The organism is Sphingopyxis sp. YR583, from assembly GCF_900108295.1.
Taxonomy (GTDB): domain Bacteria; phylum Pseudomonadota; class Alphaproteobacteria; order Sphingomonadales; family Sphingomonadaceae; genus Sphingopyxis.
Genome location: NZ_FNWK01000001.1, coordinates 1,994,485 through 2,016,351 on the forward strand (window position 1 = coordinate 1,994,485; position 21,867 = coordinate 2,016,351).

Below are 21,867 nucleotides of genomic sequence, written 5' to 3' on the forward strand. Positions count from 1 at the left end.
CCTCAATCATGCTCCCTGTCACCCGCACCCATATACAGCTCGCGGCCCGTGTCCTCATAGACCTGGCTCATTTCCGCCATGCCCTTTTCGGCTTCCTCCGCCGCGATGGAGCCCGCGCTGTCCTGATTTTGCAGCTTCGCAAATTCCCGCACTTCCTGGCTGATCTTCATCGAGCAGAATTTGGGGCCGCACATGCTGCAGAAATGCGCCGACTTGGCGCCTTCGGCGGGGAGCGTCTGGTCGTGGTACTGCTCGGCGGTGTCGGGGTCGAGCGACAGGTTGAACTGGTCGCGCCAGCGGAATTCGAAGCGCGCTTTCGATAGCGCGTCGTCGCGGACCTGCGCGGCGGGGTGGCCCTTCGCAAGGTCGGCGGCGTGCGCGGCGAGCTTGTAGGTGACGACGCCGACCTTCACATCGTCGCGGTCGGGCAGGCCCAGATGCTCCTTGGGCGTGACGTAACAAAGCATCGCGGTGCCGTACCAGCCGATCTGCGCGGCGCCGATGCCGCTGGTGATATGGTCGTAACCCGGCGCGATGTCGGTGGTGAGCGGCCCCAAGGTATAGAAGGGCGCCTCGCCGCAGGCTTCGAGCTGCTTTTCCATATTCTCCTTGATCTTGTGCATCGGGACGTGGCCCGGACCCTCGATCATCACCTGCACATCCTGCGCCCAGGCGCGCTTGGTGAGCTCGCCGAGCGTGTAGAGCTCGGCGAACTGCGCCTCGTCGTTCGCGTCGTAGATGCTGCCGGGGCGGAGGCCGTCGCCGAGGCTGTAGGCGACGTCATAGGCCTTCATGATCTCGGTAATCTCGTCGAAGCGTTCGTAGAGGAAGCTTTCCTTGTGATGCGCGAGGCACCATTTCGCCATGATGCTGCCGCCGCGCGACACGATGCCGGTCATGCGCTTGGCCGCGAGGGGCACGTAGGGCAGGCGGACCCCGGCGTGGATGGTGAAATAGTCGACGCCCTGTTCGGCCTGTTCGATCAGCGTGTCGGCGAAGATTTCCCAGGTCAGATCCTCGGCGATGCCGCCGACTTTCTCCAGCGCCTGATAGATGGGGACGGTGCCGATCGGGACGGGCGAATTGCGGATGATCCATTCGCGCGTGTCGTGGATGTTGCGGCCGGTCGACAGGTCCATGACGGTGTCGGCGCCCCAGCGGATCGACCAGACCATCTTGTCGACCTCGCTCGCGACGTCGCTGGCGACCGCGCTGTTGCCGATATTGGCGTTGATCTTGACGAGGAAATTGCGGCCGATCGCCATCGGCTCGGATTCGGGGTGGTTGATGTTGCTGGGGATGATCGCGCGGCCGCGCGCCACTTCGTCGCGGACGAATTCTGGCGTGACATAGTCGGGGATGCTGGCGCCGAAGCTTTCGCCGTCGCGCTTATATTCGGCGAGGCGCGCGCGGCCGAGATTTTCGCGCTCGGCGACATATTCCATCTCGGGCGTGATGATGCCGCGGCGGGCGTAGTGCATCTGGCTGACGTTCTGGCCGGGCTTGGCGCGGAGAACCTGCTTCTTGACGTTGGGGAAGGCGGGGACTCCCCCAGAGCGATCCGGGCCGAGCTGGCCATTGTCCTCGGGCTTCACCTCGCGCTGCGCGACTTCCTCGACGTCGCCGCGGCCGAAAATCCACTCGCGGCGGAGTTCGGCGAGGCCGGCGTTGATGTCGATCTTGGCATTGACGTCGGTGTAGGGACCGCTGGTGTCGTAGACGCGGACCGGGGGCTCGCCGCTGTGCGGGTCGAGGTCGATCTCGCGCATCGCGACGCGGATGCCGCTGCCGGTCTGCGTCGCGACATGGATCTTGCGGCTGCCCCGAATAGGCCCGGTGGTGACGCCGATGGGGGTTGCGGATTCGAACTTCGAGTCGATGTCGGCCATGTGCAGTCGCTCCATTTTATCGGAGCGAGGGCATGGATTCCGCGTGGGAAATACCGGCCCTCCCTCCGCCCGAGTTACCGGGATCAGGTTCAACGGGTCGCGGTCTATTCCGCTCTCAACCGGCCATTGCAGACGCGGCTCCCCGGGGATGGAAGGCTTATAGGCGCGGGCGCGAAGGCTGTCCATTGATGATGGCGACGCGGCGGTGGTAAAGGGCGGCGAGGGAGAGTGTCATGCGGATGATCGCGGCGGTTCTGGCGTTCCTGCTCGTCGCGGCGAGCCCGGCGGTGCGCGTCGACGATCTCGGCTGGCTCGCGGGCGACTGGGTGAGCGAGGCGGACGGGCGCTGGACCGAGGAGAGCTGGGCGAGCCCACGCGGCGGGATGATGATCGGTTACAGCCGGTCGGGGCGCGGCGATGACTTGCGCGAGTTCGAGTTTCTGCGCATCGCGCGCGGCGAGGATGGCGCGCTTGCCTATATAGCGATGCCGCAGGGCGGGACGCCCGTCGCGTTTGCGCTGGCGCGGCACGACAAGACGAGCGCGACCTTCGAGAATGCCGAGCATGATTATCCGCAGCGCATCGCCTATGCCCGCAGCGGCGACACGCTGACCGCGACGATTTCGGCGATCGACGGGTCGAAGGCGCGTCGCTGGACCTATCGGCGGCGCTGATGGCCAAGACGGGGCGGCTCTTTGCGATCATCGACGGGCTGCGCCGGCGGCGGCGGCCGGTGACGGCGGAGGTGCTGGCGGAGGAACAGGGCGTGTCGGTGCGGACGCTCTATCGCGACATCCAGGCGCTGATCGCACTCGGCGCGCCGATCGAGGGCGAGGCGGGCGTCGGCTATATGCTGCGGCCGGGGTTTTTCCTGCCGCCGCTGATGTTCAGCGCCGACGAGCTGGAGGCGCTGGTGCTCGGCGCGCGCTGGGTCGAGGGTCGGCAGGACGGAGCGTTGTCGCGCGCCGCCGGGCTGGCGCTCGCGAAGATCGCGGCGGCGAGCCCCGATCCGCTCAAACAGCGCATCGACGAGTCGGGGCTGTGGCCGGTGAACAGCCGTTGGCGCGAGAGCAATGCGCCTTTGCTCGCGACGGTGCGCGAGGCGATGCGCGCCGAGAAGGTGCTGCATATCGACTATGCCGACGAGAAGGGGACGGCGACCGAACGCGCGATCTGGCCCGCGGTGCTCGCCTATTTCGAAGAGAAGCAGATCATCGCGGCCTGGTGCCTGCTGCGGCAGGATTTCCGCAGCTTTCGCATCGACCGGATCGCGGCGGCGCGGATCGGCGACGAGGGTTTCGGGCGGCGGCGCGCGGTGCTGATGGCCGACTGGTGGCGGCAGAACGGACTGGATGCCGCCTCCTGACATTATCTGTCAGGGGGGTGGGCTATCCCCGGCTGAGGGCGCAGCGAGCGCCGCCAGACCGGAGGATTTACGATGCTCAAGACCCACCATGGTTCGTGCCACTGCGGCGCCGTCAAGTTCGAGGCCGATATCGATCTCGATGCGGGGACGGGCAAATGCAATTGCTCGATCTGCACGAAGAAAAGGAACTGGAGCGCGCAGATCAAGCCCGACGCCTTCCGCCTGCTCACCGATCCCGCGGCGCTCGAGGAATATGTGTTCGGATCGGGCAGCGCGCATCATGTCTTTTGCAAGACGTGCGGCGTGTCGTCGTTCGGCCATGGCTATGTCGAGGAGATCGGCGGCGCTTATTATTCGGTGTCGATCGCGTGCCTCGACGATCTGACGCCGGCCGAAATGGCGGCGCTGCCGGTGCAGCATATGGATGGCGCGGCGAACAATTGGTGGAACGCGCCCGAGGTCATATCGCATATGTGAGCGGGGGAAGCGGATGTTACCGCTTGCTACCCCTCGACCGGCCCCTCGAATTTCTCGATCACCCAGTCCTCGGCCTGCGCGCCGCCGATCCATTCCTGCATGCATGGATGGCTGATCACTGCCTGCGCATAAGCGGCGGCAAAGCGCGGCAGCGGGATCGAGTAAGTGACGAAGCGCGTCACGACGGGCGCGAACATGATGTCGGCGGCCGACCATGTGCCGAACAGATAATCGCCTTCGCCGCCGAAGCGCGCACGCGCCTCGGCCCAGATCTGGAAGATACGCACGACATCGGCCTGCACCTCGGGCAGCAGTTCGGCGGGCGGATAGATGCGCCGGATGTTCATGCTGTGATTGCGGCGGAGCGCGGCAAAGCTCGAATGCATTTCGGCAGCCATCGACCGTGCCATCGCGCGCGCCGCCATGTCATCCGGCCAATAACCCTTGGTCCCGCCGGTCTTTTCGTTGAGATAGTCGATGATCGCGAGGCTGTCCCACACGACGATATCGTCGCCGTCCCACAGGATCGGCACCTTGCCGCCCGACGGCGCGAACTCGTCGCCCTCGCGCCGCTGGCTCCATTCCTCGTCGTAAAGCGGGACGGTGACTTCCTCGAACGGCAAGCCGCTATGCTTGACCGCAAGCCAGCCGCGCAGGCTCCAGCTCGAATAGGCCTTGTTTCCGAGGAATAGTTTCATGGGGTCTCCTTGGCCCCACCCTCAAGGGGTGGGAGGAAAAGGTCAACTCTCGACCGCTTCCAGCACCGCGGTGCGCAACTCGGCGATGCCCATGCCCTTTTCACTGCTCGTCGCGATCACCTGCGGATGCGCGGCGGGGTGCTTGCGCGCCTCGGCCTCGGTCGCGGCCTGCACCGCTTCGAGCTCGGTCGCCTTGATCTTGTCGGCCTTGGTCAGCACGATGCGATAGCTGACCGCCGCGGTGTCGAGCATTTCGAGGACGTCGCGGTCGACGTCCTTGATCCCGTGGCGGCTGTCGATCAGCACCAAAGTGCGTTTCAGCACCGCACGGCCGCGAAGATAGTCGTTGATCAGGAAGCGCCATTTCTTGACGACATCCTTCGGCGCCTTGGCAAAGCCGTAACCGGGCATGTCGACGAGCCGGAAGATCAGCGGGTTTTCGCCGACGTCGAAATAGTTGAGTTCCTGCGTCCGTCCCGGTGTCACCGATGTGCGCGCCAGCCCGTTGCGGTTGGTCAGCGCGTTGAGCAGCGACGACTTGCCGACGTTCGACCGGCCCGCGAACGCGATCTCGGGCGCGCTCGGCGGCGGCAGGTGCTGGAGCGCGGGCGCCGATTTCAGGAACGTGATCGGTCCCGAAAACAGCTTTCGCGCGCGCTCGGCCCGCTCGGGGTCGGCCCCGGGGTCAAGATTCTCGATTTCATCAGTCATATTCGACCGTACCCCTGCGCAGGCAGGGGTCCATCTCCTGCTGTTCAATTCCGAAACCACCGGAGATGGATCCCCGCCTGCGCGGGGACACACCCCAATGATGACGGCTCTCTACTTTGTCGTCGTCGCCGGTGCCGCCTTCAGCGCCGGGAACTTGCGGTACATCCACTGCTGCTGCGCGATCGACAGCAGGTTGTTGGTGATCCAGTAAAGCAGCAGGCCCGCCGCGAACGGCGCCATGATGAACATGAACAGCCACGGCATGATCTTGAACACCTGCTGCTGCACGGGGTCGGTCGCCTGCGGGTTCAGGCGGAACTGCAGCCACATGGTGATGCCCAGGATCACCGCGAGGATGCCGATCGACAGGATCGACGGCGGGGTGAAGGGCAGCAGGCCGAACAGATTGAGGATGTGCAGCGGATCGGGCGCCGACAGATCCTTGATCCACAGGATGAACGGCTGGTGCCGCATTTCGATCGTCAGCATCAGCACTTTGTACAGCGCATAGAAGATCGGGATCTGGATCAGGATCGGCAGGCAGCCGGCGAGCGGATTGATCTTCTCGTCCTTATAGAGCTTCATCAGCTCCTGCTGCATCTTGGGCTTGTCGTCCTTGTAGCGTTCCTGCAGCGCCTTCATCTTCGGCTGGACGAGGCGCATCTGCGCCATCGATCCGAACTGCCGGTTGGCGATCGGGAACATCAACGCGCGGATGATGAGCGTCAGCACCATGATCGCGACGCCGAAATTACCGACCTGCTTGAACAGCCAGTCGAGCAGCTTGAAGATCGGCACCTCGAAAAATTCGAACCAGCCCCAGTCGATCGCGTTCGACAGGCGCGGGATGCTCTGGTCGTCCTGATAGGCCGACAGCGTGCTGACTTCCTTGGCCCCGGCAAAGACGCGGCTGGTCGTCGTGACCTGCTTGCCCGGTGCGACCTCGACAAGATCGCGCGCGAATGCGGCGCGATAGGCGCCGCCTGGCAGGGCGTTGAACGCGGCCGAGACTTTTTCGCCCTTCGCCGGAATGACCGCGGCGAGCCAATATTTGTCGGTGAAGCCGAGCCAGCCGGCGGCGGTGTAGGAAACCGTGCCGTTCGACGCCTCTTCGACCTCGCCATAATCGGTGAAGTTCGACTTGCCGTCGAGATAGCCGGTCGGGCCGACATGGATCGTCCAGCTATCCTGCTCATGCGGATCGGTGGGCTTGCCGGTGCGGTCGATATAGGTGCCGCTGCGCACCGCGACCGGCGTGGCGCCGGTGTTCGCGATCGTCTGCTTTGCGGTGATCAGATAATCGTCGTCGATGCTATATTCGATGCGGAAGGTCTGGCCGGTCGTGTTCGCCCAGCTCAAAGTCACCGGGGTCGACGGGGTCAGCTTCGTGCCGCTGGCGGTCCAGACGGTGGTGGCGCCCGGCACAGCGATGCCCTGCGCCGACCAGCCGATGCTCGCGAAATAGGCGGCCTTGGTTCCGGCGGGTGCGAACAGGCGGACCGGCGGCGAATCCTTTTTGATGGTCTGGCGATATTTGCTGAGCGTGATGTCGTCGACGCGCGCGCCGACGAGGTTGATCGACCCCTTGATCGCGGGGGTGTCGATCGGGATGCGGTTGCCGTCGCCCAGCACCGCTTCGATCGGGCGGATCGCCTGCGGCGCGGTGGCGGGCACGCCGGGCGCGGGGAGCGCGGCGGGCTGGCCCGGCGTTGCCGCGGGCGCTGCGCCATCCGGACCCGCGACCGTCTTGGTCACGTCGGGCTTGTCAGGCGTGGGGAAGAATTTCTCGGAGACGAAATTCCATCCGATCAGGATGGCCACCGACAACAAAATTGCCGCGATCATGTTACGCTTGTCGTCCACGCGTTCGTCTCTCTTCGTCAAATAATGTCGGGATAGGCCGTGCTCAAGGCACGGGGTCGTAGCCGTGACCGCCCCAAGGATGGCAGCGCAATAGCCGCTTTGTCGCCAGCCAGCCACCCTTGATCGCACCATGGCGCTGAAGCGCGGTGATGGCATAGGCGCTGCACGACGGCGAATAACGGCAGGTGGGCGGAAGGATACGCGAGGGGCCGATTTGCCACCCGCGCGCGATCAGGATCAGCAGTTTCGCGATCATGCCGGTTTTACGAGCTTCTTTGCCGCGCGCTTCAGCGCCGAATCGAGATGCTCGCCCAGTTCGGCAAAGACGATGTCGTTGCCGCCCGGCCGGCCGATCAGCACATGGTCGGCGCCGGGGATCCCCGATTCGGGAAGCGCGGCGCGGCAGAGTTCGCGCAGCCGGCGCTTCATCCGGTTGCGGGTGACGGAATTGCCGACTTTCTTGCTGACGGTATAGCCGATGCCCAGCGAATCGTCGCCGTCGCCGCGCTGGCGGACGAGCAGGACAAAGCCGGGCATGGGAAAGCGAAGGCCGCGGTTCGCGGCCAGAAATTCGCTGCGTTTTGAAAGCGTTCGCACCAGCATAACCGGTGCAGAAGCGTCAGCGATCAGGCCGACAGCTTCTTGCGGCCCTGGGCGCGACGGTTGGCGAGAACCTTGCGGCCGCCGACAGTCGCCTTGCGGGCGCGGAAACCGTGGCGACGCTTGCGAACGAGGCGGCTCGGTTGATAGGTACGCTTCATCGCGGTATCCCCAAATTCTCTCTAAAGGCTCTAACAGAAAAGGGCCGCCAAACGTGGGCGGCCACTGATGGGGGCGCGGATAAGCGAGAGTCGGGGCAAAGTCAATTCCCATCGCGGCGGTTTTCCGGTGTCTTGCCGTGGAAAGCTGCCTTTTTGATCGCATCCATTGCCGCGCGCTCGCGTTTCCGCGCCGCGCTCGCGCGCCGCATCACGCGGTCGGTCCACGCCGCATAGCGCGGGTGGCGCCATTTGAAACGCACATAGATGCGCTTCGCCCATGCGCTGTTCTGCAGGCACAGCATCAGCCCGAGCGGGAAGAGGATGATGAAGCCCGGGCCGGGCAGGATGCCGACGATCGGCGAGACGATCATCATCACCATGCCGAGGATGAACAGCGCAAGACGGACCTGCGCGGTCGATCGCAATCGCTGATAGAGGCTCCGCTTCGCCATAGAGGGCGATGTGGGGGAGGGTGCGGCGTGTTACAAGGATAAAGCAGCGCGGGGTGCGCTGCGACGTCAGTCGAGCGTGACGAACCGCGCCATATCGCCGCGCGTCAGATAGCGGACGTCGTCGAACGGGGTGCTGTTGGTCAGCGCGTAAAAGGCGCGCGCCTTGGCGTTATCCATGCCCATTTCGCGATAATAGCCGAGATATTCGGCGTGGACGGGATCGTTCGCCGGATAATCGTTCGCCTCGCGGCCATATTCGTCGGCCCAGCTGTGCACGCCGAACTCGGCGTCGGGCGCGGCGCGGCGGGTGACGCCGGCAAGCCACAGCTCGACCGCGCCCGAGCGGATCGAGCCGCCCGCCGGCACCACGGTTTCCATGCCCTGGCGGCGGATCGCACGCGCGAGGATCAGATTGGCTTCCTCGTCGAGGCTGCCGGGGCAGTCGATCATCTCGAGCCGCTTGAGTCCGGGGTGCGCCGCAAGCATCGCCGCGAACTGGCGCGGGGTCGCCGAGGTGACATCGCCCGCCATGCGAACCGTCGTGCCGTCGATCACCGAAAAGGGACCATAGCGCGCCTTGGCATGGCCGAGCGTCGCGAGCGTGGCGGCGGGCGCATAACGGCGCGTCGAGGCAAAATCGGCATCCTCGGCGAGCGCCTCGTCGCCCAGCAGCGCGGCGTCCTCGTCGATATATTCGGAGCCGTCGTCGTCGCCGGCATCGTCATAGGTCCATGTCACCGTCGTCGTGGTGATCGTCACGACCTGCTGCGCATGCGCCGGCGCGAACGCCAGCACCGCCGCGAAAGCAGCGATAATGAGCGTGCGCAGGAAGGCGGACGGCGAAACCATGCGTCCGCCTTCGCGCGTGCGCGCCTATCAACTGGCAAACAGGCAGCGTCAGCGGCCCGTTAACCCCGTTTCGGGACGCCTAATCCCGATCGGGTGCGCCGAGCGGGAAATAGGCACGGTACGGCCGCGCCTCCTCGACGCAGCGCGACACCGTCGGATGCGCGAGCAGTCGTGCGCGATAGGCACGCAGATTCTCGTATTTTTCTGGAATCCGATAGACCCAGTCGGCGTAGAAGAGCGACGGCGCCGCCGCGCAATCGGCCAGCGTGAAGCCATAGGGCATCGCCCAGCCGCCGCCCGCCAGTTCCTTGTCGAGCCACGCATAAATCGTGTCGAGCCGCACATGCGTCTGTTCGACGATGATCGGCAGATGATTTTCGGGTCCGCGCAGCGCGTCGTTCACCACCTCCTGCATCCGGTTCATCACATGATGGTCAAAGATGCGGTCGAACAGCCGGACCTTGAGCGCCGCGTCGAAATCCTGCGGGATCAGCCGCGGTTCGGGCACCAGATGGTCGAGATATTCGATGATGATCGACGTTTCGAACCAGGGCACCCCGTCATGGACGAGCAACGGAAACTGCCCCACCGGCCAATAGGCCTTCAGTTCAGGCATATGCTCCGGAAACGCCGGATCGACCGAGCGATAATCGAATTCGATCCCCTTTTCGTAGAGGGCGATCAGCACCTTCCATGTGTAGGACGAAAAGGGGTGGCCATAGAAAATGAGCATCAATTACCATCCTTGCGCGTCAGCCAGGCGAGCGGCCAGCCGACGAAGAATATATGCGGGAAAAGCGCGATCGCGCCCTTGACGAGGTCGGTCGGCGGAAAAGGCGATCCGAAGCGGAGCGGCAGCACGATCGCGTTCATTATGACATAGAGCAGCAGCCCATAGAGCGTGCCCGTCAGCCACCACGGCCATGCGGTCAGTGCGCTCCAGCGCCGCGCGATGAAAAACCACGCCGCGACCATCGCGCCCATGATCGCATAATGCGTCGCCAGTCCCGCGATATCGCCGCCGATGCCCCAGCCGCGCGCGGCGTCGCCGAACGGCCCGCTCGCAACGGCGTGGAGCATCAAGGAGATTGTGCCGCCCTGCAGCAAACTCGACACCGCCGCATAGACGATGTCGAGCGTGCCGCAGAGGGCCCATGCGAAGAGCGCCGGGCTACGCCGCGCCAACGGCTTCGCCCCGGACGGCGGCCTCGATTGTCGCGATATCGATCTTGTGCATCGTCATCATCGCGTCGAAGGCGCGTTTTGCGACCTCGGGGTCGCCGCCCATCGTCGCATCGGTCAGCACGCGCGGGGTGATCTGCCAGTTGAGGCCCCATTTGTCCTTGCACCAGCCGCACGCGCTTTCCTTGCCGCCATTGCCGACGATCGCGTTCCAGTAACGGTCGGTTTCTTCCTGCGTGTCGGTGTGGACCTGAAAGGAGAAAGCCTCGCTGTGCGGAAAGATCGGACCGCCGTTGAGCCCGACGCACGGGATGCCCAGCACGGTGAAATCGACCGTCAGCGCGTCGCCTTTCTTGCCGCCGGGAAAGTCGCCGGGCGCCTTGTGGACCGCGCCGACGCTGCTGTTCGGGAAGGTCGCGGCATAGAAGTTCGCCGCCTCCTCGGCGTCCTTGTCGTACCAGAGGCACAGGCTCACGGGCGCACTCGTCGGTTGGTTCGTCATCGTCTCTCTCCTGATCTTTTCCGGGGAATCATGCCTTTCGCGGGCCGACGAAGCCGACCGGCGCGCCCTGCGGGTCGATCGCGTTCATCGCATATTCGCCGCCGGGGATTTCCATCGGTTCGTTGGTGATCGTGCCGCCATTCGCGGCCACCGCATCGCGGGCGCGGTCGATGTCGTCGACCCCGATGTAGAAATTCCACACCGGCACCGGATAGCCTTCCATTAAAGGCATCACCGCGCCGAGCCCGACGTCGCCGCGCTGGATGAAACGGTACGCGCCCAGCTCGCCCATCGGCATCTCGCCGTCCTGCCCCCAGCCGAAATGCTTTTTATAGAAGGCGATGGCGGCGTCGGGATCGCTCGTCGCAAGCTCGTTCCAGCGGACGCGCTGCGCCTCGGTGACCGAAAAGACGTCGCTTTCTTGTGCCTCGCTACCTTCGGGCGGCTTGGGATCCATGACATAGAAGACCGCGCCCTGCGGGTCGTCGACCATCGCGATCCGCCCGACGGGAATATCCATCGCGGGCATATGCACGCTGCCGCCGTCGGCCGTGATCGCCGCGACCGCGGTATCGACGTCGGCGACGTGGAGATAGCCGATCCAGATCGGCCGCGCGCCGCCCGCGATCATGTCGGCGTTGAGTGCCAGCACGCCGCCGGCATTGCCGCCGTCGCTACGCCCGATCATGCGATAATCCATGTCGCCGGCTGCCGGATCGCGCTCGGATGCGATATTCCAGCCGACTACCGCGCCGTAAAAGCGCGCGGCGCCCGCCGGGTCGGGGGTCATCAGTTCGTACCAGATGAAGTTGCTTGCCTCGGTCATCGTCTCTCTCCTCGATGATGGTCAGTAGGTCAGGCTGGGGAACCAGTCGCCGCGCCCCTCGGGCGTCATGTCGAGCAGGCCCCAGAGCGGGTCGACGAGGTCGCCGGCGCGATGGTGCTGGCCGGGGTCTTCGGGTGCATAAGCCATCTCGCTCGCCCAGACGTGGCGGATCGTATCGCCGTCCTTGCGAAAGACGTTGAAGATCGTCTCGTCCCAATTCTCGTCCGGCTTCATGCCGCGTTCGGTGCGCTTCGCGTCACTGATCTTCGACGTGTCGCCGAAATAATCCGCCGAATAACGCCCGTCGACGTCGGACAGGAAGGTCAGGTGGGGCCAGCGCCGGTCCTTCGCCCACGCTTCCAGCCGCGCGATCGGCGATTTCGCGACGACATAGAAAGGCGCGCGCTGCCCGACGTGCCGTGCGCTGCCGTCGATTGCGTCGAGCATGTGCGTGCAGCCGTTGCACGGCTTGTCGCGCTCGGGTCCGAACATGAAGCTTTGCAGGATGATGCTGGGCTTTCCCGCGAACAATTCGGACAGCATCACGCGCTCGGGCCGCTGATAGGCGCCGATCCGCTCGAAGCCATAATCCTCGGGAACCGTGCCGCCGGGCGGCAATGCGCGGCGCTTGGCGGCGACCGCCTCGATCTGGCGGCGCAGCGCGATCTCGTCGGCGAGCAGCTCGGCGCGCGCGGCGCGATAGTCCGCGCTTTCATTCGGGAAGGACAGATGTTCGATACTCGTCACGGCGCATATCCTTTCGTTGCCTCAACGGGCGGGGCGCGGAATCCCATCGCGGCCCACGCTTTCAGCAATCGCCACATGAATTTGCCCGACGGGGTCGCATAATTAGGGATGTCGTCGGGCAGCTCGACGCCCGTCGGCCGGTCCTTGACCATCGTTCGCATTTCGGCTGCCGGGCGCTCGCTTTCGGGGATGCGCGCCGAATAGACACTCAGCCAATGGCCCTTGGTGAATTCGAGCGCGATCGGCGCGTTGCAACAACGCGCCACGAAACGCCGCGTCGGGGAGTCGGGTTTCAGCCGGTGTTCGTCCAGCTTGTCCGATCCCGACAGCCAGAGCAGCCGATCCTTGCGGACGAGCAGATACGGCGTGCCGCCGTCGGCACCGACCACCGCCGGCGCGCCGGGAAGCGCCTCGAATGCGTGCCCCGCCGTCTGGCAGCTATGGCAATAGCAGGTCGCCGCGACGATCGGCTTGCCCGTGAGTTCGAGCGTCACCGTGCCGCACTGGCAGGACGCGGCGAGTTTTTGCGTATCGGCCATCGGTCTCTTCCCTCTGATCCTCCCTGCCGCGAAGCGATGGGGAGGGGGACCATCCAAAGGATGGTGGAGGGGCAGCGACGTTGCGTCATCGCCCCTCCGTCAGCGCTTCGTGCTGCCACCTCCCCATGCCTGCGGCACAGGGAGGATCTGGAGCGCTACGCCTCGACGATCGGCGCGAAGCCGCCGTAGATCATGCGTGCGCCGTCGAACGGATTGTTCTCCGGATCATGCTTCATCCGCTCGTCGGTCATCATCTTTTCCCAGCCGGCGGTGCGGGCTTCCTTGCTCGGCCATTCGACCCAGCTATAGACCACGCTTTCGCCATCCTTCTTGTGCGCGGCGCGCGCATAGTCGGTGACCTGGCCGTCGGGGACGTCGTCGGCCCACGCTTCGACGACGCGCGTCGCGCCATAGTCGCGGAACACTTCGGACGCCTTCTGGGCCATCGCGCGATAGGCGTCCTTGTTGCCGTCGGGGACGGGCACGACATAGCCATCGACATAGCTGGTCTCGCCCTCGGCCCGATCGTCGACGATCGAATCGAACCCACCGATGATCATGCGCTTGCCGTCGAACGGCATCTCGCCGCCCATCGCCTCCATGCGCGGGTCGCTCATCATCTTCGCGTTCGCGGCGTCGCGCGTCGCCCGGTCGGGATATTCAAACCAGCTGAATACGACGGTCTCGTCGGGCTTGGCCTGCACGGCGCCCTTGAAATCATTGACCTTGCCGTCGGGAACGTCGTCGCCCCAGCATTCCATCATCCGGCTCACGCCGAATTCCTTGAACAAAGGCGCCGCGTCGGCGGCATGCTTGCGATAGGCTTCCTTGTTGGCGGTCGGCACCGCGACCACAAATCCTTCTACATAGGTCATCTTGTCTCTCCTTGGGGGGTGGGAGGGGATTTCAGGCGGCGGGCGGTCCCGCTTCTTCGCTGAAGGCGGCCAGCTGCGCGTCCATCGCGCGCTGGAAGGCGGGGCGGGCGAGGCAGCGATCGAGATAGGCCTGCAACCGCGGCTGTTCGGCGATCAGCCCGGCTTCGACGGCTTCGCGCAGCACGGTCGCCATCGCGATGTCGGCGACGGTGAACTCACCCGTCAGATAGTCTTTGTCACCGATCGCATCGTTCAGGCGGCCGAGCCGGCCTTGGATGAACTCAATCAGGCTCGGGCGGCGGAGCTTCGCCCATTCCTCTTCGGCCGAGAAAATATCGACATTGCCCAGCTCGAACAGCATCGGCTCGACGCTGTTATAGGCGGCGAACAGCCAAGCGAGCGTGTTCGCGCGCTGCTGCGGATCGCGGGGCATCAGTCGCGCGTCCTTCTCTGCGAGGTGGAGCAGGATCGCGCCGCTTTCGAACAGGCGGATACCGCCGTCGTTGAGCACCGGCACCTGACCCCATGGCTGGAACAGGAAATGGTCGGCCGGACGGTTGATCGCGCTGATCAGATGCTCGGCATAATCGAGTCCGATTTCCTCGCACGCCCAGCGCGGACGCAGGTCGCGGACGAAACCACGCGCGAAATCGGGAACCCAGTCGAAGGCGGTGACTTCGAGTTTGCTGTCGGGGTTTACGGGCATGTCTAGTTCCTCTTCCCTTTGATGTAGGCGACGATCGACATCGCGTGGCCGTGGCCCAGATCGAAGTCGCTCTTCAGCCAGTCTACGATCGAGGTGGCTTTGACGCCGGGGGCGAGGCCACTTTCGTCGGCGAGGCCCTTGTCGATCGCGATGCTCTTCAATTGTTCGGCCGATTTGCCGGTCTTGGTTTCGACATTGTCGAGATAGGCCTGAAAGCTCATGCGCCCGCTCCTGCGCGCAGCGGGATCAGCGCACGAACGCGGGGATCGCGCAGCCACAGGCCGCCCCACAGCATCACGCCGAGGTACACACCGAACAGGCTGTGACTGAACAACGGACTGCCGATCCGCACATGCGTACCGATCGCGCCGCCAAGATAGCCGGTGATCAGGATCGCGCCGAGGATCGCGGTGCGCGGCCAGATGTAAAGCAAGGTCGGGATGAGCAGCAGCGTGCCGAGCATATACATCGTCGGGCCGTCGAGCGGCCATCCGAGGCCGGGCGGGCTATGCATAATCGCGATTTGCGGCGCGATCAGCTTCAGCCCGGCATCGAAGAGGAGGAAGAGGATCACAAGGCCGCTTAAAACATGGCCTGCGATCAACTGACCCTTGGGGGGGATAGCATCGGTCATTTCTCTTCCTCCTCCCGTATCGACTTTATGCGCTGGCTTCGGCGGGCGCGTCGGCGGGGATCGCGGTCGGGTCCATCCACATCACTTCCCAGATATGGCCGTCGGGATCCTCGAAGCTGCGGCCGTACATGAAGTCGCCATATTCCTGCGTCGGGGTCGGGTCGGCCTTGCCGCCCGCCTTGACCGCCTTGTCGACCTGGGCGTCGACCGCATCGCGGCTCTCGGCCGATACGCAGAGCAGGACCTGCGCGGTCGTGTGCGCGTCGGGGATTTTCTTCGAGGTGAAGGTCGCCCATTTTTCATGCGTCAGCAGCATGACGTGGATCGATCCTTCCTCGACGACCATGCAGGCGGCGGTGTCGTCGGTGAAGGCGGGGTTGTTCGCCGCGCCGACGGCCTCGTAAAAAGCCTTCGATTTGTCGAGGTCGGTGACGGGCAGGTTCACGAAAATCATCTGGGGCATCTACTCTCTCCTTGGGGGTGTTGGATTTTTGTTGTCAGCGTACACGGTGCGCGGCGGCAATTACGCGCCACATCATGGCGCGTTTCCCGCGCCGAACAGCATCCGCACATAACGCTTCAGATGGGTGACGGTGCCGCGCGCAATCGCCGGATCGTTCGTCGTTTTGGCCAGGACGAAGGCGCCCTGCAGTACCGACTGGACATGCTGCGCAAGGCCGAGCGCGGTGATGTCTTCGGGCACGCCGTAAACATCCATCGCCGCCTGGATGTCGGGAGCGAGCGCCTGGCAATAGGCGTTGATGCTCGCCTCGCACGCAGCGCGGATACGGTCGTTGGTCGCATAGGCTTCCTGCACCATCGTGCCGACGAAGCAGGTGTAATCCTCGGTGGGTCCGTCGAGCATCGACAGGCGGAAATCGATATGGCCGAGCAGGCGGTCGAGCGGATCGTCCAGCTTCACATGCGGCGCCAGTTCGAACATCGGCCGCGCGCGCTCGGTCCAGCCTTCGGCCGCCGCGATCGCCAGATCTTCCTTCGACGCGAAATGGTGGAAGAACGCGCCCTTGGTCACGCCCGCCGACGCGCAGATCTGGTCGACGGTGGTCGCCGAATAGCCCTGCTTGCGCACCGTCGCATGCGCCGCCGCGATCAGTTTCGCCCGCGCGCTACCCCGCGGAGCCCGGGCCGTGCTGCTGCTGTTCGGAGAGGCTGGTATCTGGTTCATGCGAATCAACATACCGACTAGTTGGTATGTTGTCAAATCCGGCTCGGACCCGATGCTGCGCGGCACTTTCGCCAACATCCGAAAAAGACTCGACCTTCCCGCCACTTCGCCTAAAGAGGGTTTGGAACAAAGGGGGCACATCGGCGCAGTTCCGGGGGGAATATGGTCGCAGTCGTTTCAACCACGGCCTATCTCGGCATCGAGGCGCGCGGCGTCGAGGTGCAGTGCCAGGTCACGCCCGGCGTGCCGCGCTTCGTCGTCGTCGGCCTGCCCGACAAGGCGGTCGGCGAAAGTCGGGAGCGCGTCCGCGCCGCGATCGCCGCGATCGGCCTGTCGCTGCCGCCCAAGGTCATCACCGTCAACCTGTCGCCCGCCGACCTGCCCAAGGAAGGCTCGCATTACGACCTGCCGATCGCGCTCGCTTTGCTCGGCGCGATGGGGGTGATCGATGCCGAAACACTCGCCTCCTACGTCGTCGTCGGCGAACTCGGCCTCGACGGGCGCGTCGCGGCGTCGCCGGGGGTGCTGCTCGCTGCCATCCATGCCGGAAGCGCCGGGCTCGGGCTGATCTGTCCTGCGGCGCAGGGGCCGGAGGCCGCATGGGCGGGCAATGTCGAGGTGCTCGGCGCGCCCGACCTTCTCTCGCTGCTCAATCATTTCAGGGGCAATGCGCCGCTCGCGCCGCCGGTGCCGGGCGAGATCGAAGTGCCCGAGCGCACCGTGGATCTCCGTCAGGTAAAGGGGCAGGAGACCGCGAAGCGTGCGCTCGAAATCGCCGCGGCGGGGGCGCATAATCTGATGATGTCGGGGCCGCCGGGGGCGGGCAAGTCGCTGATGGCGGCGTGCATGCCCGGCATCCTGCCCGACCTCACCCCTGCCGAAGCGCTCGAAGTGTCGATGATCGCGTCGGTTGCCGGACATCTCGAAGGCGGCCGCCTGATCCGCGCGCGCCCGTTTCGCAGCCCGCATCATTCGGCGTCGATGCCCGCGCTCGTCGGCGGCGGGCTGCGCGTACGGCCGGGCGAGGTTAGCCTCGCGCATCTGGGGGTCCTGTTCCTCGACGAATTGCCCGAATTCCAGCGCGGGGTGCTCGATTCGCTGCGCCAGCCGCTCGAAACGGGCGAGGTCAGCGTTGCGCGCGCCAATGCGCATGTGACCTTCCCCGCGCGCGTGCAGTTGGTGGCGGCGATGAACCCGTGCCGCTGCGGCCATCTCGGCGACCCGGCGCTCGCGTGCAGCCGCGCACCGCGCTGCGCCGCCGACTATCAGGCGAAGCTCTCGGGGCCCTTGCTTGATCGTATCGACCTGCATGTCGAGGTACAGGCGGTGAGCGCCGCCGACCTCGTCCTGCCGCCGCCCGCCGAGGGCAGCGCGGAGGTCGCGTCGCGTGTCGCGGCGGCGCGCGATGTGCAGACCGCGCGCTATGCGGCGCACAAGGCGCGGACCAATGCCGAAATCGACGGCGAATTGATCGAAGCGGTCGCGACGCCCGACGATGCGGGACGCAAGCTGCTGGCACAGGCGGCCGAAGCGATGCGGCTGTCGGCGCGCGGCTATACGCGGATCCTGCGCGTCGCGCGCACCATCGCCGATCTGGCGGGCAGCGACGACATCGGACGCATCCACATCGCCGAGGCGCTCAGCTATCGGCGGCAGGCGCCGAGGAACTGATGGACGAGCTTGTCTTTGAAACCGTCATCATCGAATGGCGGGGTCCCGCGCCCTTCCTCTTTGCGCCGGTCCCGGACGAACATATCGGTGCCATCCGCTATGCGGCGATGACCGAAAGCTATGGCTGGGGCGTCGTGCCGGTGGTGGCGACGATCGGCGACACGCTGTTTGCGACCTCGCTGTTCCCGCGCGAGGGCGGCTATTTGCTGCCGGTGAAGGTCGCGGTCCAGAAGTCGGAGCAGGTTGGCGTCGGCGACCGGATCGCGGTCCGCATGCGGGTCGGCCGCGCCTAGGCTCGCGCGAATCTCGCCATGGTGGTAAAGATTTTCGAACATATTGATGCGATGGGGTAGGGATGATCGCGGCGGGCAATCTTCTGGCGCACCTGTGCGGCCGGCTCGGGATGGGCTTCGCCCTGCTCGTGCTTGGGCTGTGGGCGCTGCCGGCTGCCGCAGCGATCCTCGATGTCGACCGCGACCTGTGCCACGCGCAAAGCGGGCTTGCCGCGTCCGACACCGCACTCCCCACGCTTCGCTTTTCGTGCAGCGGAAGTCCGGCGGGATATCAGCAGGCAAGCCTCTGGCTTCGCGCGCCGATCGGCGGCGCGGACGCGGCGCGGGGCGATGCCGCCCTGATGGTCCACCAATCGCGCTTCGATCGGCTTGCCGTGGCCTTTTCCTATGCCGATGGCACAACGCGCTGGCAGCAGGTGCGGGCGGGCGATTACGGTGCCCATTGGCGCACCGGCGGACAGATATTGTTCGAAGCGCCCGAACGCGGTGCGGCGTTGACCGCGGTGACCATGCGATTCGACGGCCTGTCGAGCCATCGGTTCGTCCGGGCGCGGATCATCCCGAAAGCCGAGGCGGGAATGCAGGCGGCCGGCATGGCCGCGGCGGCCGGCGCGGCGCTCACCCTGTTGCTTGTGAGCTGCATCTACAGCCTGTCGCTCGCCTTTGCGGTGCGTCGCCAGTATCTGGCCTGGCAGGCGGCCTGGTCGGGCACGATGCTGCTTTGGGGCGCGCTCTGGTCGCAAATTCATCTGGCGCTGATACCGGGGCTGGCGGGGACGGTGACGACCCAGATCTGTACCTTTCTGTCGTGTCTCGCCATCGCGCTTGCGACGATCAGCGCAGCGACCGCCGTCGATCGCGGCAGGGCGCCGAAATGGCTTCGCACCGCGGCGCTCGTCTGCGGTTTGGGTGTCGGGATAGCGGGCATTCCGCTGGCGCTGATCCGCGGCGAAAGCCTCGGGCCGCTCGCGGACATCCTGGGACTGGTGATCATCGCCGATCTGCTGGCGGTGACGGCCTATGTCGGCTGGGCGTGGCGGCGCGGTTCGGTCGAGGCTCGGGACTTCCTGGCGGCGTGGGGGCTGCCGATGGCGGTGCTCGCGATCATCCATATCGTCGACGTCGAGAATGGTTTCTGGGGCGGCGGGTCGAAGCTGCTGGTCCTTGCGGCGGCGACCTGGCAGGCGCTGTGGCTCGCGGCGGCAGCGACGCGCCGGCTTGCGCATCTCAGGATCGAACGCGACCATGCGCGCAGCGCCGAAGCGCAGGCGCAGCAGCTCGCGCGGCGCGATCCGCTCACCGGCCTGCCCAACCGCCGTGGTTTCGTCGAGAGTGTGACGCCGCTACTCGATCGCGCGCGGGCGGATAATCTGCCGGCAGCCCTGCTGCTCGTCGACATCGATCGCTTCAAGTCGATCAACGATATCTATGGCCATGATTCGGGCGACGTCGTGCTGTGCGGCATCGCGCGCCGGATCGAACGCTGGGAAGGCGCGATGTGTACCGTCGCGCGGCTCGGCGGCGAGGAGTTCGGGCTGCTGACGATCGGGATGGAAGGGATCATCCTCGGCCGCTTCGCCGAGAGTGTCCGGCGCGGGATTGCCGCGTGCGATCATAGTGAGACGGTTGGCGACCGGCCAGTCACCGCCAGCGTCGGCGTGGCCGAGGTTCGGCCAGCGTGCGATTTCCAGCAATTATACCGGCTTGCCGACGAGGCGCTCTATGATGCCAAGCGCGGCGGACGCAACAAAGTCGTGGTCCAGCGGCATTATGACGCGCCGGAGCGCGCGGCGGGCCGCGAGGTCGCCATATCGAATTGAAGGGGCCGCGCGACCGCGGCCCGATCACAAGCCGGCTTAGTTGGAGACGACTTCGAGCGGCGGCGGGGCTTTCGCCGCGGCGGCGCCATGGCGGCGGTGGCTCAGCTTGCCTTCGACCTTGCCGCCATTTTCGATCGTGATGTTTTCATAGGTGACGTCGCCGGTGATCCGCGCGGTTGCGTGGACGATCAGCGTTTTCGCCTCGATCGCGCCGTCGAGCAGGCCTGCTATCTTCGCGGTTTCGGCGATGACCGAACCCTTGATCTCGCTCGCTTCGCCCTGGACGAGGTTGGCGCATTTCAGGTCGCCGTCGATCTTGCCGTCGACATGCAGGTCGACGCTGGCCGACACATTGCCGGTGACGACGACATCCGATCCGAGGATCGAAAAGGTCGTGTGACGCGAACCGGTCGCCATCTTAGCGGGCACCGCGGACGGCAGCGACGGAACCGACTCGCTGTCGGGCGTCGTCTTTGACTTCGAGAACATCGGCTTTGGCCTCCAGGAAGCGGCGCGGGTTGACCGCGACGCCATTCAAACGGACTTCGAAATGCAGGTGGCTGCCGGTCGAACGGCCGGTCGAGCCCATTTTGGCGATCTGCTCGCCGGCGGCGACCTGCGCACCGACCTTGGACGTAAAGCCCGACAAGTGGGCGTAGCGGGTCAATATGCCCTGGCCGTGATCGACCTCGACGACATTGCCGTATCCCGACTTCTGCCCGACATAGACGACGCGGCCGGGGGCGGCGGCGAGGATCGGGGTGCCCATCGGTCCGGGGAAGTCGAGCCCCGAATGCATCGCGCCGGCGCCGGTGAAGGGGTCGCTGCGATAGCCGAAGCTCGACGAGAGCATCAGCACGTTCGCGGGCTGGCCCGACGGGATCGCGACGAGCGTGCGTTCGAGCACCTCCATGCGGAACAGCGCGCTTTCGAGCGCGGCGAAGGATTTGCCCAGCGAGCTCGCGCGGCCCTTGGCTCCGCGATAGGGAATGAACGGACCACCGCGGCCCGCCGCGGCGTTGCGGATCAGTGCCGCCGGGTTCATGCCCAGCTTGGCGACGGCGCCTTCGGCCTTGGCCGCGCGTTCGTTGACCGCGGTCAACAGGCGGTTGGCGAAATCTTCTTGCCGCGCTTCGAGGCGGGCAAGGATCTGCGCTTCGGGCGGCAGGTTTGGGTCGATCAGCGCACTGGTCTTGAGCGGCGCCTTTTCGGCGGCCGGGGCAGCCGCTTCGGTGCCGGCCTCGGGCGTCACGGCCGCGGGCTCGACGCCGAAATGAACTTTCGACCATTCTTCGAGCTGTTCCTGCCGGTCTTCGAGGTCGGCGGCGGTTTCGGCGACATTGTCGCGATATTTGGCGATGCGGGCCTCGGCGGCGCTTGCTTCGGCCTGCTGCGCCGCGACCGCTGCGCGTTCGTCGGCCTTGAGCAACTGGTTGATCAATATGGCGAGCGTGACCGCCGCCCACGCCAGCAGAACCGCGCCGGCGATCAGCGCGACGCGCTTTTGCCACACGGCGCTGACGCGCAGGAACCGGACATGACCGTGCGTGCGAACGAAGATTTCATGGTCCTGAAACAGCGCAGAAACGCGCTGGCGCAACTGGCGCAGACCCGTTGTTTTCGATGACAAGTGGCGACCCCATCTTGTGTTTTATTGGAGCCCTCCGCCCCGATTGATGCGCGCCTTATCAGGCAGCGTTCACCGGAGCGAATCTTTGGGGCAGGAGTCGAGCCGAGTCGAAACCATCGCGCGGTGAACGGTGTCAAAGGGTGCGAACAATGCCATTTTGGTAGGAAATCGCGGGCGAATCGGCCGATTA

The 21,867-nt window shown here is 65.4% G+C and carries 29 protein-coding genes, 1 pseudogene and 1 riboswitch; of the genes and pseudogenes, 6 read left to right on the top strand and 24 right to left on the bottom strand.

Features of this window, described 5'->3' with window-relative positions; all coding sequences use genetic code 11:
• Positions 1 to 2: 2 nt before the first annotated feature.
• Positions 3 to 1,889, bottom strand: coding sequence for a phosphomethylpyrimidine synthase ThiC (thiC, locus tag BLW56_RS09205; protein ID WP_093510218.1), 1,887 nt, complete (start codon positions 1,887 to 1,889; stop codon positions 3 to 5).
• 43 nt (positions 1,890 to 1,932) lie between these two features.
• Positions 1,933 to 2,044, bottom strand: a riboswitch (TPP riboswitch).
• Between the two features lie 78 nt (positions 2,045 to 2,122).
• Between thiC and BLW56_RS09210 the strand changes: the two genes are divergently transcribed.
• The 3 genes from BLW56_RS09210 (at position 2,123) to BLW56_RS09220 (ending at position 3,732) form a co-directional block, all read left to right on the top strand.
• Positions 2,123 to 2,563, top strand: coding sequence for a DUF6265 family protein (locus tag BLW56_RS09210; protein WP_093510219.1), 441 nt, complete (start codon positions 2,123 to 2,125; stop codon positions 2,561 to 2,563).
• A complete protein-coding gene (locus BLW56_RS09215) occupies positions 2,563 to 3,255 on the top strand; it encodes a helix-turn-helix transcriptional regulator (RefSeq protein ID WP_177175895.1) in 693 nt (230 codons plus the stop codon). Before BLW56_RS09210 ends, BLW56_RS09215 begins: the two co-directional genes overlap by 1 nt.
• A 72-nt stretch (positions 3,256 to 3,327) precedes the next feature.
• Complete coding sequence (locus BLW56_RS09220; RefSeq protein WP_093510221.1) at positions 3,328 to 3,732, top strand: GFA family protein; 405 nt, start codon at positions 3,328 to 3,330, stop codon at positions 3,730 to 3,732.
• 26 nt (positions 3,733 to 3,758) lie between these two features.
• On the opposite strand, the gene BLW56_RS09225 is transcribed toward BLW56_RS09220, so the two are convergent.
• The 21 genes and pseudogenes from BLW56_RS09225 to BLW56_RS09320 form a co-directional block, all read right to left on the bottom strand.
• Positions 3,759 to 4,430: a glutathione S-transferase family protein gene (locus BLW56_RS09225; RefSeq protein ID WP_093510222.1), complete on the bottom strand. Its 672-nt coding sequence runs from the start codon at positions 4,428 to 4,430 to the stop codon at positions 3,759 to 3,761.
• Between the two features lie 42 nt (positions 4,431 to 4,472).
• Complete coding sequence (yihA, locus tag BLW56_RS09230; protein ID WP_093510223.1) at positions 4,473 to 5,141, bottom strand: ribosome biogenesis GTP-binding protein YihA/YsxC; 669 nt, start codon at positions 5,139 to 5,141, stop codon at positions 4,473 to 4,475.
• A gap of 111 nt (positions 5,142 to 5,252) precedes the next feature.
• Entirely contained in the window at positions 5,253 to 7,004 is a 1,752-nt protein-coding gene (yidC, locus tag BLW56_RS09235; RefSeq protein WP_093510224.1) for a membrane protein insertase YidC, read from the bottom strand.
• Positions 7,005 to 7,047: 43 nt separating this feature from the next.
• A complete protein-coding gene (gene yidD / locus BLW56_RS09240) occupies positions 7,048 to 7,260 on the bottom strand; it encodes a membrane protein insertion efficiency factor YidD (protein ID WP_093510225.1) in 213 nt (70 codons plus the stop codon).
• The gene (rnpA, locus tag BLW56_RS09245; RefSeq protein WP_093510226.1) at positions 7,257 to 7,607 is read right to left on the bottom strand and encodes a ribonuclease P protein component; all 351 of its coding nucleotides are present in this window, start codon (positions 7,605 to 7,607) and stop codon (positions 7,257 to 7,259) included. Before rnpA ends, yidD begins: the two co-directional genes overlap by 4 nt.
• Positions 7,608 to 7,630: 23 nt before the next feature.
• On the bottom strand, positions 7,631 to 7,765 hold the full coding sequence (gene rpmH, locus BLW56_RS09250; protein ID WP_054586364.1) for a 50S ribosomal protein L34: 135 nt from the start codon (positions 7,763 to 7,765) through the stop codon (positions 7,631 to 7,633).
• A gap of 101 nt (positions 7,766 to 7,866) precedes the next feature.
• Positions 7,867 to 8,217: a hypothetical protein gene (locus tag BLW56_RS09255; RefSeq protein WP_093510227.1), complete on the bottom strand. Its 351-nt coding sequence runs from the start codon at positions 8,215 to 8,217 to the stop codon at positions 7,867 to 7,869.
• 66 nt (positions 8,218 to 8,283) lie between these two features.
• Positions 8,284 to 9,066 carry a COG3904 family protein gene (locus tag BLW56_RS09260; RefSeq protein WP_093510228.1) on the bottom strand — a complete coding sequence of 261 codons (783 nt, stop codon included), beginning with the start codon at positions 9,064 to 9,066 and terminating at the stop codon, positions 8,284 to 8,286.
• 79 nt (positions 9,067 to 9,145) lie between these two features.
• On the bottom strand, positions 9,146 to 9,799 hold the full coding sequence (locus BLW56_RS09265) for a glutathione S-transferase family protein (RefSeq protein ID WP_371262220.1): 654 nt from the start codon (positions 9,797 to 9,799) through the stop codon (positions 9,146 to 9,148).
• A complete protein-coding gene (locus BLW56_RS09270) occupies positions 9,799 to 10,251 on the bottom strand; it encodes a hypothetical protein (RefSeq protein ID WP_093510230.1) in 453 nt (150 codons plus the stop codon). The genes BLW56_RS09265 and BLW56_RS09270 overlap by 1 nt, the downstream gene beginning before the upstream one ends.
• Positions 10,238 to 10,750: a VOC family protein gene (locus BLW56_RS09275; RefSeq protein WP_093510231.1), complete on the bottom strand. Its 513-nt coding sequence runs from the start codon at positions 10,748 to 10,750 to the stop codon at positions 10,238 to 10,240. Before BLW56_RS09275 ends, BLW56_RS09270 begins: the two co-directional genes overlap by 14 nt.
• Positions 10,751 to 10,778: 28 nt before the next feature.
• Complete coding sequence (locus BLW56_RS09280) at positions 10,779 to 11,576, bottom strand: VOC family protein (RefSeq protein ID WP_093510232.1); 798 nt, start codon at positions 11,574 to 11,576, stop codon at positions 10,779 to 10,781.
• A gap of 21 nt (positions 11,577 to 11,597) precedes the next feature.
• On the bottom strand, positions 11,598 to 12,323 hold the full coding sequence (locus BLW56_RS09285; protein WP_218140501.1) for a DUF899 family protein: 726 nt from the start codon (positions 12,321 to 12,323) through the stop codon (positions 11,598 to 11,600).
• Positions 12,320 to 12,862: a GFA family protein gene (locus BLW56_RS09290; protein WP_093510233.1), complete on the bottom strand. Its 543-nt coding sequence runs from the start codon at positions 12,860 to 12,862 to the stop codon at positions 12,320 to 12,322. Before BLW56_RS09290 ends, BLW56_RS09285 begins: the two co-directional genes overlap by 4 nt.
• Before the next feature lie 155 nt (positions 12,863 to 13,017).
• On the bottom strand, positions 13,018 to 13,422 hold the full coding sequence (locus tag BLW56_RS20850; RefSeq protein ID WP_305809698.1) for a DUF1428 domain-containing protein: 405 nt from the start codon (positions 13,420 to 13,422) through the stop codon (positions 13,018 to 13,020).
• A gap of 18 nt (positions 13,423 to 13,440) precedes the next feature.
• A pseudogene (locus BLW56_RS20855) lies at positions 13,441 to 13,737 on the bottom strand (DUF1428 domain-containing protein); the annotation flags it as partial.
• A gap of 31 nt (positions 13,738 to 13,768) precedes the next feature.
• Positions 13,769 to 14,443 carry a glutathione S-transferase family protein gene (locus tag BLW56_RS09300; RefSeq protein WP_093510235.1) on the bottom strand — a complete coding sequence of 225 codons (675 nt, stop codon included), beginning with the start codon at positions 14,441 to 14,443 and terminating at the stop codon, positions 13,769 to 13,771.
• A 2-nt stretch (positions 14,444 to 14,445) separates the two neighbouring features.
• The gene (locus tag BLW56_RS09305; protein WP_093510236.1) at positions 14,446 to 14,664 is read right to left on the bottom strand and encodes a DUF4287 domain-containing protein; all 219 of its coding nucleotides are present in this window, start codon (positions 14,662 to 14,664) and stop codon (positions 14,446 to 14,448) included.
• The gene (locus tag BLW56_RS09310; protein WP_093510237.1) at positions 14,661 to 15,077 is read right to left on the bottom strand and encodes a DoxX family protein; all 417 of its coding nucleotides are present in this window, start codon (positions 15,075 to 15,077) and stop codon (positions 14,661 to 14,663) included. Before BLW56_RS09310 ends, BLW56_RS09305 begins: the two co-directional genes overlap by 4 nt.
• Before the next feature lie 25 nt (positions 15,078 to 15,102).
• Complete coding sequence (locus BLW56_RS09315; RefSeq protein ID WP_093510238.1) at positions 15,103 to 15,540, bottom strand: VOC family protein; 438 nt, start codon at positions 15,538 to 15,540, stop codon at positions 15,103 to 15,105.
• A gap of 72 nt (positions 15,541 to 15,612) precedes the next feature.
• Positions 15,613 to 16,263, bottom strand: coding sequence for a TetR/AcrR family transcriptional regulator (locus BLW56_RS09320; RefSeq protein WP_093510888.1), 651 nt, complete (start codon positions 16,261 to 16,263; stop codon positions 15,613 to 15,615).
• Between the two features lie 162 nt (positions 16,264 to 16,425).
• Between BLW56_RS09320 and BLW56_RS09325 the strand changes: the two genes are divergently transcribed.
• From BLW56_RS09325 to BLW56_RS09335, 3 genes are all read left to right on the top strand, one after another.
• Positions 16,426 to 17,934, top strand: coding sequence for a YifB family Mg chelatase-like AAA ATPase (locus tag BLW56_RS09325; protein WP_093510239.1), 1,509 nt, complete (start codon positions 16,426 to 16,428; stop codon positions 17,932 to 17,934).
• The gene (locus BLW56_RS09330) at positions 17,934 to 18,227 is read left to right on the top strand and encodes a DUF1905 domain-containing protein (RefSeq protein ID WP_093510240.1); all 294 of its coding nucleotides are present in this window, start codon (positions 17,934 to 17,936) and stop codon (positions 18,225 to 18,227) included. The genes BLW56_RS09325 and BLW56_RS09330 overlap by 1 nt, the downstream gene beginning before the upstream one ends.
• A 62-nt stretch (positions 18,228 to 18,289) precedes the next feature.
• On the top strand, positions 18,290 to 20,047 hold the full coding sequence (locus tag BLW56_RS09335) for a sensor domain-containing diguanylate cyclase (RefSeq protein WP_093510241.1): 1,758 nt from the start codon (positions 18,290 to 18,292) through the stop codon (positions 20,045 to 20,047).
• Between the two features lie 36 nt (positions 20,048 to 20,083).
• On the opposite strand, the gene BLW56_RS09340 is transcribed toward BLW56_RS09335, so the two are convergent.
• Positions 20,084 to 20,464, bottom strand: a complete 381-nt coding sequence (locus BLW56_RS09340; RefSeq protein ID WP_093510242.1) for a bactofilin family protein — start codon at positions 20,462 to 20,464, stop codon at positions 20,084 to 20,086.
• Position 20,465: 1 nt separating this feature from the next.
• Positions 20,466 to 21,677 carry a M23 family metallopeptidase gene (locus BLW56_RS09345; RefSeq protein WP_093510243.1) on the bottom strand — a complete coding sequence of 404 codons (1,212 nt, stop codon included), beginning with the start codon at positions 21,675 to 21,677 and terminating at the stop codon, positions 20,466 to 20,468.
• Positions 21,678 to 21,867: the final 190 nt, after the last annotated feature.